This is a genomic window from Rubrobacter calidifluminis, assembly GCF_028617075.1.
Lineage (GTDB): Bacteria > Actinomycetota > Rubrobacteria > Rubrobacterales > Rubrobacteraceae > Rubrobacter_E > Rubrobacter_E calidifluminis.
This window is the reverse complement of sequence record NZ_JAQKGV010000005.1, coordinates 37,131-50,791: the sequence shown is the minus strand read 5'-3', so window position 1 is coordinate 50,791 and position 13,661 is coordinate 37,131. Positions and strand designations below refer to the sequence as shown.

15 protein-coding genes and 1 tRNA gene are annotated in these 13,661 nt (G+C 68.4%); 7 read left to right on the top strand and 9 right to left on the bottom strand.

Features of this window, described 5'->3' with window-relative positions; all coding sequences use genetic code 11:
• Window positions 1-3 precede the first annotated feature (3 nt).
• Genes PJB24_RS05390 through PJB24_RS05375 form a run of 4 tightly spaced genes read left to right on the top strand, consistent with a single transcriptional unit; the run spans window position 4 to window position 3,684 of the window.
• Complete coding sequence (locus PJB24_RS05390; protein WP_273843500.1) at window positions 4-336, top strand: YbaB/EbfC family nucleoid-associated protein; 333 nt, start codon at window positions 4-6, stop codon at window positions 334-336.
• A gap of 9 nt (window positions 337-345) precedes the next feature.
• Window positions 346-945 (top strand): recombination mediator RecR, encoded by a 600-nt coding sequence (recR, locus tag PJB24_RS05385; RefSeq protein ID WP_337959007.1) that lies wholly within the window; start codon window positions 346-348, stop codon window positions 943-945.
• Window positions 935-3,223 (top strand): DEAD/DEAH box helicase, encoded by a 2,289-nt coding sequence (locus PJB24_RS05380; RefSeq protein ID WP_273843498.1) that lies wholly within the window; start codon window positions 935-937, stop codon window positions 3,221-3,223. Before recR ends, PJB24_RS05380 begins: the two co-directional genes overlap by 11 nt.
• Window positions 3,224-3,240: 17 nt before the next feature.
• On the top strand, window positions 3,241-3,684 hold the full coding sequence (locus tag PJB24_RS05375) for a TIGR00725 family protein (RefSeq protein ID WP_273843496.1): 444 nt from the start codon (window positions 3,241-3,243) through the stop codon (window positions 3,682-3,684).
• 26 nt (window positions 3,685-3,710) lie between these two features.
• On the opposite strand, the gene PJB24_RS05370 is transcribed toward PJB24_RS05375, so the two are convergent.
• From PJB24_RS05370 to PJB24_RS05345, 6 genes are all read right to left on the bottom strand, one after another.
• On the bottom strand, window positions 3,711-4,787 hold the full coding sequence (locus tag PJB24_RS05370) for an S-adenosylmethionine:tRNA ribosyltransferase-isomerase (protein WP_273843494.1): 1,077 nt from the start codon (window positions 4,785-4,787) through the stop codon (window positions 3,711-3,713).
• The gene (locus PJB24_RS05365; RefSeq protein WP_273843493.1) at window positions 4,784-5,494 is read right to left on the bottom strand and encodes an SDR family oxidoreductase; all 711 of its coding nucleotides are present in this window, start codon (window positions 5,492-5,494) and stop codon (window positions 4,784-4,786) included. Before PJB24_RS05365 ends, PJB24_RS05370 begins: the two co-directional genes overlap by 4 nt.
• Window positions 5,495-5,800: 306 nt before the next feature.
• Window positions 5,801-6,433, bottom strand: coding sequence for a response regulator (locus tag PJB24_RS05360; RefSeq protein ID WP_273843491.1), 633 nt, complete (start codon window positions 6,431-6,433; stop codon window positions 5,801-5,803).
• Between the two features lie 2 nt (window positions 6,434-6,435).
• A complete protein-coding gene (locus PJB24_RS05355; RefSeq protein WP_273843489.1) occupies window positions 6,436-7,611 on the bottom strand; it encodes a GAF domain-containing sensor histidine kinase in 1,176 nt (391 codons plus the stop codon).
• A 36-nt stretch (window positions 7,612-7,647) separates the two neighbouring features.
• Window positions 7,648-8,304 (bottom strand): DedA family protein, encoded by a 657-nt coding sequence (locus PJB24_RS05350; RefSeq protein ID WP_273843488.1) that lies wholly within the window; start codon window positions 8,302-8,304, stop codon window positions 7,648-7,650.
• 15 nt (window positions 8,305-8,319) lie between these two features.
• Entirely contained in the window at window positions 8,320-8,886 is a 567-nt protein-coding gene (locus PJB24_RS05345; protein ID WP_273843487.1) for a GNAT family N-acetyltransferase, read from the bottom strand.
• A 35-nt stretch (window positions 8,887-8,921) separates the two neighbouring features.
• Between PJB24_RS05345 and PJB24_RS05340 the strand changes: the two genes are divergently transcribed.
• Window positions 8,922-9,704, top strand: a complete 783-nt coding sequence (locus PJB24_RS05340) for a biotin--[acetyl-CoA-carboxylase] ligase (RefSeq protein WP_273843484.1) — start codon at window positions 8,922-8,924, stop codon at window positions 9,702-9,704.
• Here PJB24_RS05340 and aroD read toward each other — a convergent pair.
• The 3 genes from aroD to PJB24_RS05325 all read right to left on the bottom strand — a co-directional run bounded on the left by aroD (window position 9,701) and on the right by PJB24_RS05325 (window position 11,072).
• Window positions 9,701-10,471 carry a type I 3-dehydroquinate dehydratase gene (gene aroD / locus PJB24_RS05335; RefSeq protein WP_273843482.1) on the bottom strand — a complete coding sequence of 257 codons (771 nt, stop codon included), beginning with the start codon at window positions 10,469-10,471 and terminating at the stop codon, window positions 9,701-9,703. The two genes, PJB24_RS05340 and aroD, sit on opposite strands and share 4 nt — an antisense overlap.
• A gap of 75 nt (window positions 10,472-10,546) precedes the next feature.
• A tRNA-Arg gene (locus PJB24_RS05330) sits at window positions 10,547-10,619 on the bottom strand.
• Between the two features lie 69 nt (window positions 10,620-10,688).
• Entirely contained in the window at window positions 10,689-11,072 is a 384-nt protein-coding gene (locus tag PJB24_RS05325; RefSeq protein ID WP_273843480.1) for a PRC-barrel domain-containing protein, read from the bottom strand.
• Between the two features lie 244 nt (window positions 11,073-11,316).
• On the opposite strand from PJB24_RS05325, the gene PJB24_RS05320 reads away from it, so the two are divergent.
• Both PJB24_RS05320 and PJB24_RS05315 read left to right on the top strand, forming a co-directional pair.
• Entirely contained in the window at window positions 11,317-12,621 is a 1,305-nt protein-coding gene (locus PJB24_RS05320) for a quaternary amine ABC transporter ATP-binding protein (RefSeq protein WP_420541894.1), read from the top strand.
• A complete protein-coding gene (locus PJB24_RS05315) occupies window positions 12,621-13,508 on the top strand; it encodes an ABC transporter permease (protein ID WP_273843476.1) in 888 nt (295 codons plus the stop codon). Before PJB24_RS05320 ends, PJB24_RS05315 begins: the two co-directional genes overlap by 1 nt.
• The last annotated feature ends 153 nt before the right edge of the window (window positions 13,509-13,661 follow it).

The window sequence follows — 13,661 nt, the reverse complement described above, 5'->3', positions numbered from 1 at the left end:
GAGTTGAGCAAACGCCGCAACGTGAACAAGATGATGCAGCAGGTCCAGAAGATGCAGCAGGAGATGCAGCAGGTCCAGGAGGACCTCAAGAAGGAGACCGTGACCGCCTCGGCCGGGGGAGGTGCCGTCAAGGCCACGGTCACGGGGGGGCTTGAGGTCGTCTCGGTCGAGATAGACCCCGGCGTCGTGGACCCCGAGGATATCGAGATGCTGCAGGACATGGTGGTCGCGGCCGTGAACGAGGCGCTAAACAGCGCGCAGGAGATGGCTTCGAAGAAGCTCGGCGGGATCACCGGCGGGCTCGGCGACCTCGGGCTGGGTCTGCCGGGACTGTAGGGGGCTGCCCTGGCGAGCTACGCGCGCCCCGTCGAGCGGCTCATCTCGGAGCTCTCGAAGCTCCCCTCCATCGGTCCCAGGAGCGCCCAGCGCATCGCCTTCCATATCATCAGGGAGCGCAGGGAAGATGCCCTGGCGCTGGCCGGCGCCATAAGGGAGGTCAGGGAGCGCATAAAGCCCTGCCGCCGGTGCTTCAACCTCGCCGAGGAGGAGGAGTGTGAGATCTGCCGCGATCCCCGGCGGGACGCCTCGGTGATCTGCGTGGTCGAGGATCCCTACGACATCGGCCCCATAGAGCGCACCGGCGAATACCGGGGGCTCTACCACGTCCTCGGCGGGGCGCTCTCCCCGCTGGACGGCGTGGAGCCGGAGGATCTGCGCATATCGGAGCTCGTCGAGAGGGTCAGGCGTGAGGGGACGAAGGAGCTTATCCTGGCGACCAACCCGAACACGACCGGGGAGGCCACGGCCCTCTACATAGCGCAGGAGGTGGAGGGGCTGCCGGTGCGGGTGACGGCGCTCGCGAGCGGGCTCCCGGTCGGCGGGGATCTGGAGTACGCCGACGAGGTGACGCTCGGGAGGGCGTTCGCCGGGCGGCGTGAGATCTAGGAGGAGCAGGCTGCGGGAGGCGCCGGGCGCGGAGGATCTGCGCCTGGCGGAGTCCCTGGGGACCGTCGTCGCCTCGCTCCCGCCGCGCAGGCCCAGCTTCGCCGGGATGCCCTCCCTTCCTCCTGAGCTCGAGGAGGCGCTCGGGAGGCTCGGGGTGAGCGCACTCTATTCGCACCAGCGGGAGGCCTACGACGGGCTCTTGCGCGGCGAGAACGTCATCGTCTCCACCGCCACCGCGAGCGGCAAGTCTCTCTGCTACGAGATCCCGGCGTTCGAGAACGCCCTCACCGACCCTTCGAGCCGGGCGCTCTTCCTCTACCCGACGAAGGCGCTCGCCCAGGACCAGCTCGGCAAGATAGGAGAGTTCGCCCTGCGCGGGGTGCGGGCCGCGACCTACGACGGCGACACCCCGCAGGCGTTGCGCGCCGACGTCCGGCGCCGGGCGAACATAGTGCTCACCAACCCGGACATGCTGAGCGTCGGGATCCTGCCGCACCACGACGGGTGGGGGCACTTCTTCCGGAACTTGCGGCTGGTGGCGGTGGACGAGGCGCACGTGCTGCGCGGGGTCTTCGGCTCGCACGCGGCGATGGTCCTGAGGCGGCTCAGGCGGGTGGCTGCGCTGCACGGGGCCGATCCCCGCTTCGTGCTCACCAGCGCCACCGTCGCCAACCCGCAGGAGCTCGCCGAGAGCCTCACCGGGCTGCCGTTCTCGCTCGTGGACGAGGACGGGGCATCCTCCGGCGGCAGGCGCGTGGTCTTCCGCAACCCGCCGCTTCTGGACGAGAGCCGAGGGGAGCGCAGGAGCCTGCTCGTCGAGGGGGCTCTGGTCTTCGCCGGGCTCGTCTCCAGAGGGGTGAGGACGATCGCCTTCGCCAAGACCCGCAGGGGGGCGGAACTCGTCTACCGCTACGCCGCCGACCGGTTGGGGATCGAGACAGCCCGGCGCATCTCGCCCTACCGGGCGGGTTATACCGCGCGCGAGCGGCGCGAGATAGAGGGACGGCTCTTCCGCGGGGAGCTGCTCGGGGTGGTATCGACCAACGCGCTCGAGCTCGGGGTGGACGTCGGGGAGCTCGACGCGGTGGTCTGCTGCGGGTATCCGGGGAGCATCGCCTCGATCTGGCAGCAGTGGGGCCGGGCGGGACGGGGGGAGAGGCCCGCGCTCTCGGTCTACATCGCCGGGCGCGACGCGCTCGACCAGTTCATCTTCGAGAACCCGAAGAGGGTGCTCGGACGCCGGGTCGAGGCGGCCCGGGTGACGGTCGAGAACCCCTACATCCTCGCCCCACACCTGCTGGCCGCGGCCCACGAGAGCCCGCTCGAGGAGTCCGACGAAGAGTTCTTCGGCCCGGCGTTCCGCCGGGTCGCGGGGGAGCTGGCGGAGGAGGGAGCGCTGAGGAGGAGCGGAGGGCGACTGCTCTACACGGGGGGAGGGCATCCGGCGCAGGACATCTCGTTGCGCTCGGCCTCCGCGGAGCGGGTCGCGGTCGTCGATGCGGACGGCGAGGTGATAGGGAGCTCCGAGGCGACCCGCGCGCCGGGGGAGCTCCATCCCGGCGCGACCTACCTGCACCGCGGCCGGGCCTACGAGGTGGAGGAGCTCGACCTCGCCGCCCGCAGGGCTGTCGTACGCCGGGTCCCGGACCGCTACTACACCAGACCGCGCGTCGAGACCGACGTCGAGGTGATCGAGGAGGCCGGCAGCCGGCCTCTCGCGAACGGTGCCACGCTGCACCGGGGACGGGTGAGGACGAGCGAGAGGGTCACCCACTACAAGAAGGTGCGGGTCGCGGACGATCGGGAGGTCGGCGTATACCCGCTCGACCTGCCGGAGGTTGTGCTCGAGACGCAGGCCTTCTGGGTGACGCTGCCGCCTCCCCCGGAGGGGGCGAAGCCGAGCTTCGAGCGCTTCGGGGGCGCGCTGCACGCGGCCGAGCACGGCATGATCGGGCTTTTGCCGCTCTTCGCGATGTGCGACCGGGCCGATCTCGGGGGGCTCTCTACGCCGGTGCACCGACAGACGCATCTGCCCACCATCTTCGTCTACGACGGATACCCCGGCGGCGTGGGGATCTCCGAACGCGGCTACGAGGCGTTCGCCTCGCTCGCGCGCGACACGTTGGGCGTGATCGTGCGCTGCCCCTGCGAGCGGGGGTGCCCGGCGTGCATCCAGTCCCCGAAGTGCGGCAACTGGAACGAGCCGCTGAACAAGGAGGGGGCCGTCGCGCTGCTGCGCTACCTGCTCGGGCAGATAGACCAGCACCCTGCGCTGTGAGGGGGCCTTACATAGCGGTGATCGGTGCGGGAGACGCCCGCGGCGAGCTCTACGAGCGGGCGCGCAGGGTCGGAGCGCTCGTCGCGCGGCGCGGCGGGGTGGTAATCTGCGGCGGGCTCGGCGGGGTGATGGAGGCAGCCGCACGCGGGGCTGTGGAGTCGGGTGGGGTGGCGATCGGGCTTCTGCCGGACGAGGACCGCGGGCGGGCGAACCCCTACCTCTCGTACGCGATTCCCACGGGGATGGGGCAGGCCCGCAACCTGGCGGTGGTCTGCGCGGGGGACGCGGTGATCGCGGTCGGCGGCGGGTACGGGACGCTCTCGGAGATGGGGCTCGCCCGCAAGGTGGGTCGCCGGGTCGTCTCGCTGGGGAGCTGGGACCTCGGGGAGCACACCCTGCATGCCGCCTCGCCCGAGGAGGCGGTGGAGATGGCCTTCGCGGCTGCCCGCCGGGTGCCGTGAAGATCCTCCCCGGGAGCCCGGTGTCTTCAGGTCAGGATCAGATGCAGGTCGCCGAACTCGTGCCAGAGGTAGCCTTCCGCGAGCGCCGCGGCGTAGGCTGCCTCGAGGTGCTCCCTGCCCGCCAGGGCCTCGAGCATCGCCAGGTGCGAGGAGCGGGGCTCGTGCCAGCCGGTGATCATGGCGTCCGCGGCCCGGATGGGGCGCTCGGGCGTCACCACCAGCCCGGTCCATCCCTCGCCCGGGTAGACCGTTCCGTCTTCCTCCGCGACCGTCTCGAGCGCCCGCACGACGGTGGTTCCGACCGCGACCACACGACGTCCGGCTCTCCTCGCCGCGTTCACCAGCCGGGCGCTCTCGGGCGGGATACGGTAGTACTCCTCGCAGGGTGGCTCGCCGTCCTCCGGGCTGGAGACGCCGGTGTGGAGGAGGAGCGGCGCGAACTGCACCCCGCGGGAGACGAGGTGCGTTATGAGCCGGGGGGTGAAGGCTCTCCCCGCCGAGGGCATCTCGGCGCTGCCTTTCTCGGTGGCGTAGATGGTCTGGTAGCAGCCGGACGGCCAGCTCTCTGGGACGTGGCGGTAGCGGATCGGGGCTCCATTCTCATCGAGGTACTCCTCGAGCGGGCGGGGGAGGTCCAGGGTCGCGACCCACAGCCGCGGGCTTCCGGGATAGCGGGCGTGCAGGGTGGCCTCTCCCCCTTCGGGGAGAGCCAGGTGCTCTCCCGGCTCACCTCCCCGGAAGGGTTCCGTGGCGACCCCGTCGGGGCGGCGCAGCTCGACGGTCCACAGGTTCGCGGGCAGGCGGGTCGAGAGGTGGAGCACCAGGGGCGCGCCGTCGGCGCGTTTTGCGGCGAGCGCGGCGTTCATGGTGCCGCTGGTGTTTATGGCGAGCACGTCTCCTGACCGGAGGAAGCGCGGCAGTTCCCGGAAGCGGGCGTGGACGATGCGGCCGTCCGGGCGACGGGAGACGAGCAGCCGCACCTCGTCGCGCGAGAGGCCCCGCGCTTCGGGCGGCTCTGCGGCCTCGAGCTTTCGCGGCAGCTCGAAGTCGAGCGGGTGAGGGAGCATTGCCGGTGTCGAAGAGCGTGTGGTGTGGGGGTTCATCCCTTCTCCCTTCCTGAGGGGAGCAGCGTGCGGGCCTCGTAGCGGCCGCCCGGGTGGTCGCCCTCCAGGAGCTCGACCAGCGCCGGCGCGACCTCTTCCGGGAGCGGCCGGTCGCTTATGTCCTCCTCCGGGAAGGCCTCCTGGTGCATCCGGGTGCGCATGTCCCCCGGGTCCAGCAGGTAGATGCGCAGGGAGGGGTTCTCGGCGGCGAGGATGTTCGTGAGCTGTTCCAGGGCCGCCTTGCTCGAGCCGTAGCCTCCCCAGCCGGGGTAGGGCTCGCGGGCCGCGTCGCTGGTGACGTTCACTATCCTGGACCCCGGCTTCAGGGTGTCCCGCGCGGCCTGGATGAGCCCGAGCGGGGCGATGACGTTCACCCGGTAGACCTCCTCCAGCACCGCCAGCGGATAGTTCAGGAGCGACGGCTGCGGGCTCGGGCCGAGGATGCTCGCGTTGTTGACGAGGGCGTCCAGCCCTCCAAGTTCTCGGGCCGCAGCGGCGAGCGCCCGGCGGTGCTCCGGGTCCGAGACGTCGCCCGCGAGGGCGACGACCCCCTCCTGCGTCAGCGCCGAGAGCTCCTCCCGGGCTTCCCGGAGGGCCTCTGGTTCACGGGCGTCCACGACGAGCGACCAGCCGCTTCCGGCGAGCTCACGGGCGAGCGCGAACCCGAGGCCGCGAGAGGCCCCGGTGATGAGAGCCGTTCTGGGCATGATCTCCTCCTTCATGCTTTTTCGGGTGCTCGATCAGGCGGCCCGCGGACCGCCGCGCCTCCCGGTGGAGGGTCTGGAGCATCCACCGTTGACGGTGCTCTTTTTGCTCCCTCGCCGGTCGGTACGTCTCCGCCTCCGCGAGCATCTCCGCGTGGCGCTGGCGATAGATCTCGTAGTGGATGTCGTACATGGCACTCCCTTCTCGGGACGTCTTCCTCTCGGAGGGTATGGTGCCTCCTCGGGGGGGATCTGCCATCGTGCGGTGGGACGGTTTCCCGATCTGTACGAGAGTACGGGTTCCCGGCGTCAGGGAGAGGAGATCAGACCGCGCCGGGCTGCGATCCTGGCAGCCTCGGTGCGGTTTCGGGCGCCGAGCTTGGAGAGGATGGAGGAGACGTGGAACTTGACGGTGCGCTCGCTGATGTAGAGTTCTTGTGCGATCCCGGCGTTCGAGAGGCCCCTGGCCAGGAGCCCCAGCACCTCAAGCTCGCGCGGGGTGAGCCCTTCGGCTTCGCCCGGGCCGCCGCGTTCCAGGACGAACCTGGCTGCCTCCGGACCGAGCAGGGTACCGCCCGCGTGTACGGTGCGGACGGCGTCGAAGATCTCCTGCCGGGAGGCGCCTTTGAGCAGGTAGCCCCCAGCCCCGGCCCTGAGAGCGCCGGCGATGCGCTCGTCCGTGTCATAGGCGGTGAAGACGAGAGCCCGGGTGCCGGGGTTGCGCTCCTTTAGGGTGCGCAGCACGGCCACCCCGTCCAGCTTTGGCATCTCGAGGTCGAGCAGGACGATGTCCGGTCGGAGACGCTGCGCCTGGCGCAGCGTCTCCTCGCCGTCCTGTGCCTCGCCGACGACCTCGAACTCCGGGCGGGTGGAGAGCACGGCGATGAGCCCCTCGCGCAGCATCGGGTGATCGTCGGCGACGAGGATGCGGATCTTCTCCAACCTCAGCCCTCCTTCAGCGGGACGCCCGCCCTCACGGTCGTACCCCGGCCTCTCGCGCTCTCTATCTCCAGCGTGCCACCGACCGAGGCGGCGCGCTCGCGCATCCCCGTGATGCCGTAGTGACCCTCCGGGACGCGGCAGGGATCGAAGCCCACCCCGTCGTCCTCGACCGAGAGGAGCGCCCGCTCCGGCGTGACCGTCAGCCGGACGGTCGCGCGGTCCGCCCGGGCGTGGCGGGCGACGTTGGAGAGCGCCTCCTGGCAGATGCGGTAGAGCGCGACCTCCACGCGTGGGGGGAGGGGGCTCGCCCCGTTCACCGTCTTGAGGCGGGCGGCCATCCCGCTCTCCTCCTCCCAGCGGTCCACGAGCACCCGCAGGGCCTGTGCGAGCGGGCGCCCTTCGAGCGGCGTGGCACGCAGGTCCTGCACCGAGCGGCGGGCTTCCTCGAGGTTCTGGCGGGTGAGGGAGAGGGCGCGGCCGAGGGCCTCGCGGGCCGCCTCCGGGCGAGAGTCCTCCAGCAGCGCCTCGGCGGATTCGAGCTGCAGGGCGGTGGCGGAGAGGGTCTGGGCGATGGTGTCGTGTATCTCGCGGGCGAGGCGGTTGCGTTCTTCCATCATGCCGAGGTGCGCGCTGCGGTCGAAGAGACGGGAGCGCTCGATCGCGATGGCTAGCAGGTCCCCGATGGTGTAGAGCAGCCGCAGCTCCTCCCCCGAGAGGCTCCTCCAGCCGGGGCTCGCCAGGTTCATCACCCCGAGTTTCTTCGGCCCGGCGTACAGCGGGATCGAGGCGTGGTATCTGAGGCCGCCGGTGCCGCCGACGAGGTCTGCGAGCCGGCTGCAGGCCAAAACGTTCACGTTCGCCGCGCCGTCGAGGTCGCCGCGGCGGTAGGTGTCCAGGCAGTAGCAGTAGCTCGATCCGTCCATGCGGCGCGGGTCCGCGGCGAGGCCGGGAGGGAGGCTGCGGGTCGCGGCGAGGTAGGGCTCGCCGGAGGGTTCGTCGAGGAGCCAGATCCAGCCGGTCTCGAGTTCGAGGAGCTCTGCAACCTGCGAGAGGGTGAACTCCAGCGCCTCGTCCAGCCGCACCGAGCGGTTGAGCTCGCGGGCGGTGGCGTTGAGGACCGAGAGCTCGTGGTTGCGGCGTTCGAGTCCTTCGGTCGTACTCTGCTTCTCTTCCGGCATCACACCCTCCTTCGCGGAGGAGAGTGTAGCAGCCTGCTACCCTTCCCGATGTCTCCTGCGGCGGTAGACGTAGAGGGCGAGGACGATCAGGACGAGGGCGACGAAGACGTAGCCGGCGGACTTCGCCACGGAGAGCAGAACGCTCCAGTACTCGCCGAAGGCGTAACCGACGAGGGTGTAGGCGACGGCCCAGACGGCGACGCCGGCCATATTGTACGGGAGGAAGCGGCGGTAGCTCATACGGCTTACGCCGGAGAAGAGCGGCGTCATGCTCCTCAGGCCGGGCCCGAAACGGCCCATGAAGACGGATTTGCCGCCGTGGGCGGCGAAGAACTTCTCGACCTTCGAGAGGTTCTTCTGGCTTATGATGAGCCCGAGGAGGCGCACCCGCGAGGCGCGCTCGACCAGCGGGCGGCCGCCGGCGCGTCCGATCCAGTACATCGCGTTGTCCGAGACGAGGGCGCCGCCGAAGCCCGAGGCCATCACCAGGGGGAGCTTTATCCGGCCTTCGTTCGAGATCCAACCGCCCGCGAAGAGCACCACGTCTCCGGAGGCCGGCAGCCCGAAGTTGTCCAGCGCCGCCCCCACGAAGACCACCAGGTACCCGTAGGTGGCCATGAGGGTGGTGATGAGCTCGAGAAGTCCTCGCGGGGAGCTCGGGATGGACTGGATGAGGGTCAGAACCTGGTGCATCGAGTGCAGGTTATATCACGCGGGCGGCTCCGAGCGCAGGAAGTCCTCCCTGCGGAGCCCGTACCAGACTTCCTCGACCTCTTTCCTGCCGGGGTACATGGGGTAGGTGCCCCTCCGCTCGAATCGCAGCCCCGCCTTCTGCATGACCCGCACCGAGGCCGGGTTCTCGACCAGGGCTATCGCGACGACGTGCTCGACGCCGAGTTCGGTGAAGCCTTTCTCTACGAGCGCCCGGGCACCCTCCGTGGCGTATCCTTTTCCCCAGGCGCTCCTCTTGAGCCGGTAGCCGAGCTCCGTCTTCTCCGGGTCCTCGTCGAACGGCCTGAACTCGAACCACCCTAGAAATTCGCCGCTCGACTTCTCTATGGCTGCCCAATACCCGAATTTGCCGCTGGTCCTCTCGTACCAGGAGAGGATGCGCGGGAGGACCTCGCGCGTGATCTCCTCGCGGGTGCGCGTCTTCCCGCCGGGGTTGGCGTAGCGCACGACCTCCGGGTCCGAGTCGAGCTCGAAGAGGTTCTGTACGTCGTCCCGGGTGAAGCGGCGCAGGAGCAGGCGTTCGGTCTGCAGGTATGTATCCATGGGCCGGGAGATTATATAGAATCCCGGAGGCGAGCATGGAGTGCGAAGGACGAACGAGCCGCCTCGACCGGGAGCGGGTGGAGCGTCTGGGGAGCCCGCTCGCCCGGCGGGTGGAACTCTACGCCGAGGTTTCCTCGACCCAGGAGCGGGCGCGGGAGCTCGCGCGAGAGGGTGCGCCGCACGGGACGCTCGTCGTCGCCGGGGTGCAGACGGGAGGCAGGGGACGCCTGGGCCGGGCCTGGTCCTCTCCCGCCGGCGGGCTGTGGATGTCGTTGGTCCTGCGGCCGGAGATCCCGGCCACCCACGCGCCCAGGATCACGCTGGCCGCCGCGGTCGGGGTGGCGAAGGCGCTGCGAGAGATGGGGGTGGAGGCGGAGATAAAGTGGCCGAACGACCTGCTCGTTGGCGGGAGGAAGGTGTGCGGGATACTCGCCGAGGCCGGTTTCGGGCGTTCGGGGGAGCTCGAGTTCGCGGTGCTCGGCGTCGGGATCAACGCAAACGTGGACCCGGCGTCGGTGGAGGGGCTGGGGGGAACCTCGCTTCGGGCGGAGCTTGGCCGCGAGGTGGACCTCGTACGGCTCCTCGCCGCGATGCTCGGAGGGCTGGAGGTGGAGCTGGCGCGCCTTAACGACTTCGAGGCCATAGCCTCCGACTGGCGGTCGCTGAGCTGCACGCTCGGGCGGCGGGTCAGGGTGCGTCGGGCCGGAGGCGTGGTTGAGGGGCTCGCGGTGGACCTCGGGCCGGACGGGGAGCTCGTGCTCGAGACCGGCGACGGACGGGTGGCGCTCTTCGAGGGGGAGGTGGAGAGGTTGCGTTAGGGCTGATCTCCCTGGTGTATCAGCCGGAGCATCCTGCGCAGTTCCTCCGCGTCTGGCTGACCTGGCGCGGAGGCCGCACCGGCAGTGCCGAAGGTGGCCGCAGAACCGAAGACGCCGCCGAAGAACCTCGATGCCAGCCCGAGACGTCCCATCGCCATCGTGATCAGGGGGCGGTCGGCGTAGCGCTCGTGCATCGTCAGCGTGGCGTCGAGCAGCACGAGCACGTCTCGGGCGGAGCGCGGCATGACGGCGACCTTGCAGACGTCCGCCCCCAGACCCTGCATCCGGCGCAGCCTGGAGACGATCTCGTCTTTCTCCGGCGTCCCGGAGAAGTCGTGGCTGGAGACCACGACCGGTATTCCCCGCGAATGGGCCGACCCGATCAAAACCCCCAGGGCATCCGGACCGAACCGGTACTCGAGATCCACCATGTCCGCCGCACCGGCCTCGATGATCCGGGCGTTGAGACGGACGTACTCTTCCTCCGGGATCCCGGCCTCCCCACCCTCTTCCTCCGTCCGGCAGGTGAAGAGCAGCGGTCTCCCTCCCGCGAGCGCGGAGATCTCCCGGGCCGTGGCGACGACCCGCGAGGGGTCCCCGAGCCCTTCGAAGAAATCCACCCGCCACTCGACGATGTCCGCGTGGTGTTCACCAAGCGCACCGGCCCGTTCTTTAAGCCGCTCCGGGCTCCCGTCGGTGAGCGGTACGATGACCTTTGGGGACCCCTCCCCGATCCGCACCCCCCGAACACAGACTGCCCTGATCATCTCATCTCCAGATCTTCTTCGAAACAGAAGACGATCCCCCACCTCCGCCGCGGGAGGGAACACCAGAAAATAAAGTGCGCCTGGAAGGATTCGAACCTCCGACACGGGGTTTAGGAAACCCCTGCTCTATCCCCTGAGCTACAGGCGCACGACGAACCAACGCCCTCCGACGAAGCATTTTACCCCACGCTGGCGGCTGAGCAACCCCGGGAGTACGCTACTCTTCGTAGTAGGCGTAGATGGCACGCTGCTGGGCCTCGTCTGGTGCCTCCGCCTGATCGAAGAGCGGGGATTTCTTTATCTTTTCGAAGTCCAGCGCCAGGACCACGCCCTCGCTGCCCTTCACGTCGCTGATCTTCTCGAAGGGGATTATGAAGTGGCGCTTCGGTGAGCCCAGAAGCCCCCCACCCGAGCTCACGTTCAGAAAGCGCGCCTCTCCCTCCCGGTCCACGTAGAGGTCTTCTACCTTTCCCACCTGCTCTCCGCTCCTGTCGTAGACCTTGTGTCCCCGGACGTCCCGGAAGGGATCCTTCAGCGTGGCCTCCTCCACGCTAAGCCTGCCCAGCTCCGTCGTCTTCTTCTGCCGGCCCTCTTCGTACATGTCGCTCCTTCCCTGCTCTCTTCCCGAAGGTTAACGCCCGGTGACGTCTTCCGGCAACCTTGCAAACATAGCAACGAATAATATTTCCTAACTAAAAATTCCTTGAATCGAGTGGGTGAGACGGTACCATTAACCACTCATACACGCCGGGAGCGGTCTTCTCTCGTTCTGCAGGGCTGGCTGACCGGCGGGATGCCGTGGGCTGAGGGTGCTCCCGGCAGGCAACTGGCGGCTATCGAAGGAGCTGACCACGGAAGGTAGCGTAACCGGAAACGAGGCGGTGATCCGGGCGGAGGGGTTGACCAAGGTCTTCGGCCGTGGGGCTTCCGAGGCGCTGAGGCTGCGCCGGGAGGGCAGGAGCAAGGCGGAGATAGAGAAGGCTACCGGGGCCACGATCGGGGTCCTGGAGGCGAATTTCGAGGTTTATCCCGGTGAGATCTTCGTTATCATCGGGCTTTCGGGTAGCGGGAAGTCCACGCTTCTGAGGCTGCTGAACCGCCTCATAGAGCCGACGGAAGGTGAGGTCTATCTGGACGGCAGGCCGACCTCCCGGATGAGCGCCCGGCAGATAAGGGATCTCAGGCGCAAAAAGATGGGGATGGTCTTCCAGCATTTCGGGCTTCTGCCGAACCGCAGCGTGCTGGGCAACGTGGTCTTCGGGCTGGAAGTGCAGGGGATCTCCGCGTCGGAGAGGGAGAGGCGTGGCAGGCAGGCCCTCGAGATGGTCGGGCTCGAAGGGCAGGGAGAGAAGAGGATAACCGAGCTCTCCGGCGGGATGCAGCAGCGGGTGGGGCTCGCGCGGGCGCTCGCGACCGAGCAGGAGATCCTGTTGATGGACGAGCCTTTCAGCGCGCTCGACCCGCTGATAAGGCGGGAGATGCAGAACCTCTTCCTGGACATCCAGGGGGAGATAAAGCGCACGGTGGTCTTCGTGACCCACGATCTCGACGAGGCGCTGAGACTGGGGCACCGGGTTGCGATCATGCGTGATGGGGAGATCGTCCAGATGGGCAATCCCGAGGAGATCCTGACCAACCCGGCCAACGAGTACGTCGAGCGCTTCATAGAGGACGTGGACTACACCAAGGTGCGAAAGGTGGAGGTCGCGATGGTCGACCCCAAGGAGGTCGCCTACCGGAGCGAGGGGCCGCGGGTGGTACTGAGGAGGATGCAGAAGGCGGGCCTCTCGACGATCTTCGTGCTGGATTCTGAGAGGAAGCTCGTGGGATTGTGCGAGGCGGAGGCGGTCTCTAGGCTCGCGCAGAGGGGAGAGGGTTCGCTGGAGAGCGCGATAGATCGGGACGTCTGCCGGGTCGAGCTCGGCACCCCGCTGCGCAAGGTTCTGCCGCTGTTCGTCGGGGGCAACCTGCCGGTGGCGGTCACCGACGGGCAGGAGCGCCTGGTGGGCGTGGTGGTCAAAGGTTCCCTCATAGCCGCGCTCACCACCGAGAGCGAGGTGGAGGAGGCTCAGGAAGAGGTGGCTTCCGAGGGCGGTGATTCTGCCGGGCTCTCGTCTTCGGCGGCCGCCGAGGAGGGGGCTTCCCGCTGATGATCGCCTTACTGCAGCAGGGGGTGCACAACTACGTGCCACGCATCCCGATAGGCGGCTGGGTCTCGGACTTCGTCAACTACATAACCGACAACTTCAGCGGGTTCTTCGACGGGCTCTCCACCATTCTCGGGGGGCTGGTCGGCGCCTTCGACTTCGTCCTGAACATCCTTCCGCCCTGGGCGATGGTCCTCATCTTCATGGCCATCGCGCTGTGGCTCGGCGGGTGGCGGGTGATGCTGCTGACGCTCATTGGTTTCGGGCTCATCCTCGGGATGAACCTCTGGGACGATGCGATGACGACGCTCGCGCTGGTGATCGCGTCGACGGCCGTGGCGCTGCTCATAGGCATCCCGGTCGGGATACTCTCGGCGCAGTACAGGACCGTTGAGACCATAGTCAGGCCGATCCTGGACTTCATGCAGACGCTGCCGGCCTTCGTTTATCTGGTGCCCGCGATCATCCTGCTCGGTCTCGGCAACGCGCCGGGGCTGCTCTCGGTCGTGATCTTCGCGATGCCGCCGGCGGTGAGGCTCACGCTGCTTGGGCTGCAGCAGGTTCCGAAAGAGACGATAGAGGCCGCGAAGGCTTTCGGTTCGACCCGCTGGCAGACGCTGGTGAAGGTGGAGCTGCCACAGGCGTTCACCACGATCATGGCCGGGGTCAACCAGGTGATCATGCTCGCGCTCTCGATGGTCGTGATAGCCGCCCTGATCGGGGCCGGGGGCCTCGGGACCGTGGTCTACAAGGGCCTGAGCACGCTCGATGTGGGCACCAGCTTCGAGGGCGGGCTCGGAATCGTGATAATAGCGATCATCCTCGACCGCATCACCCGGAACATCGGGAGGGGGCGGCAGAAGCCCGGCGGCAAGGGCGGACTCGCCTGAGGCGCAGGTCTGCAGGAGGATCTGGAGAACCCGGAGGCGCCCGCCCGTGATCTGTACAGACAAAACGGAGTCGGGATTGTATATTTGTCTATGTTTTGAGTAGAGTTAATCTCGCTCTGGTGTAGTGGTCCAAAGGAAGGGGTGTTCTGCGTG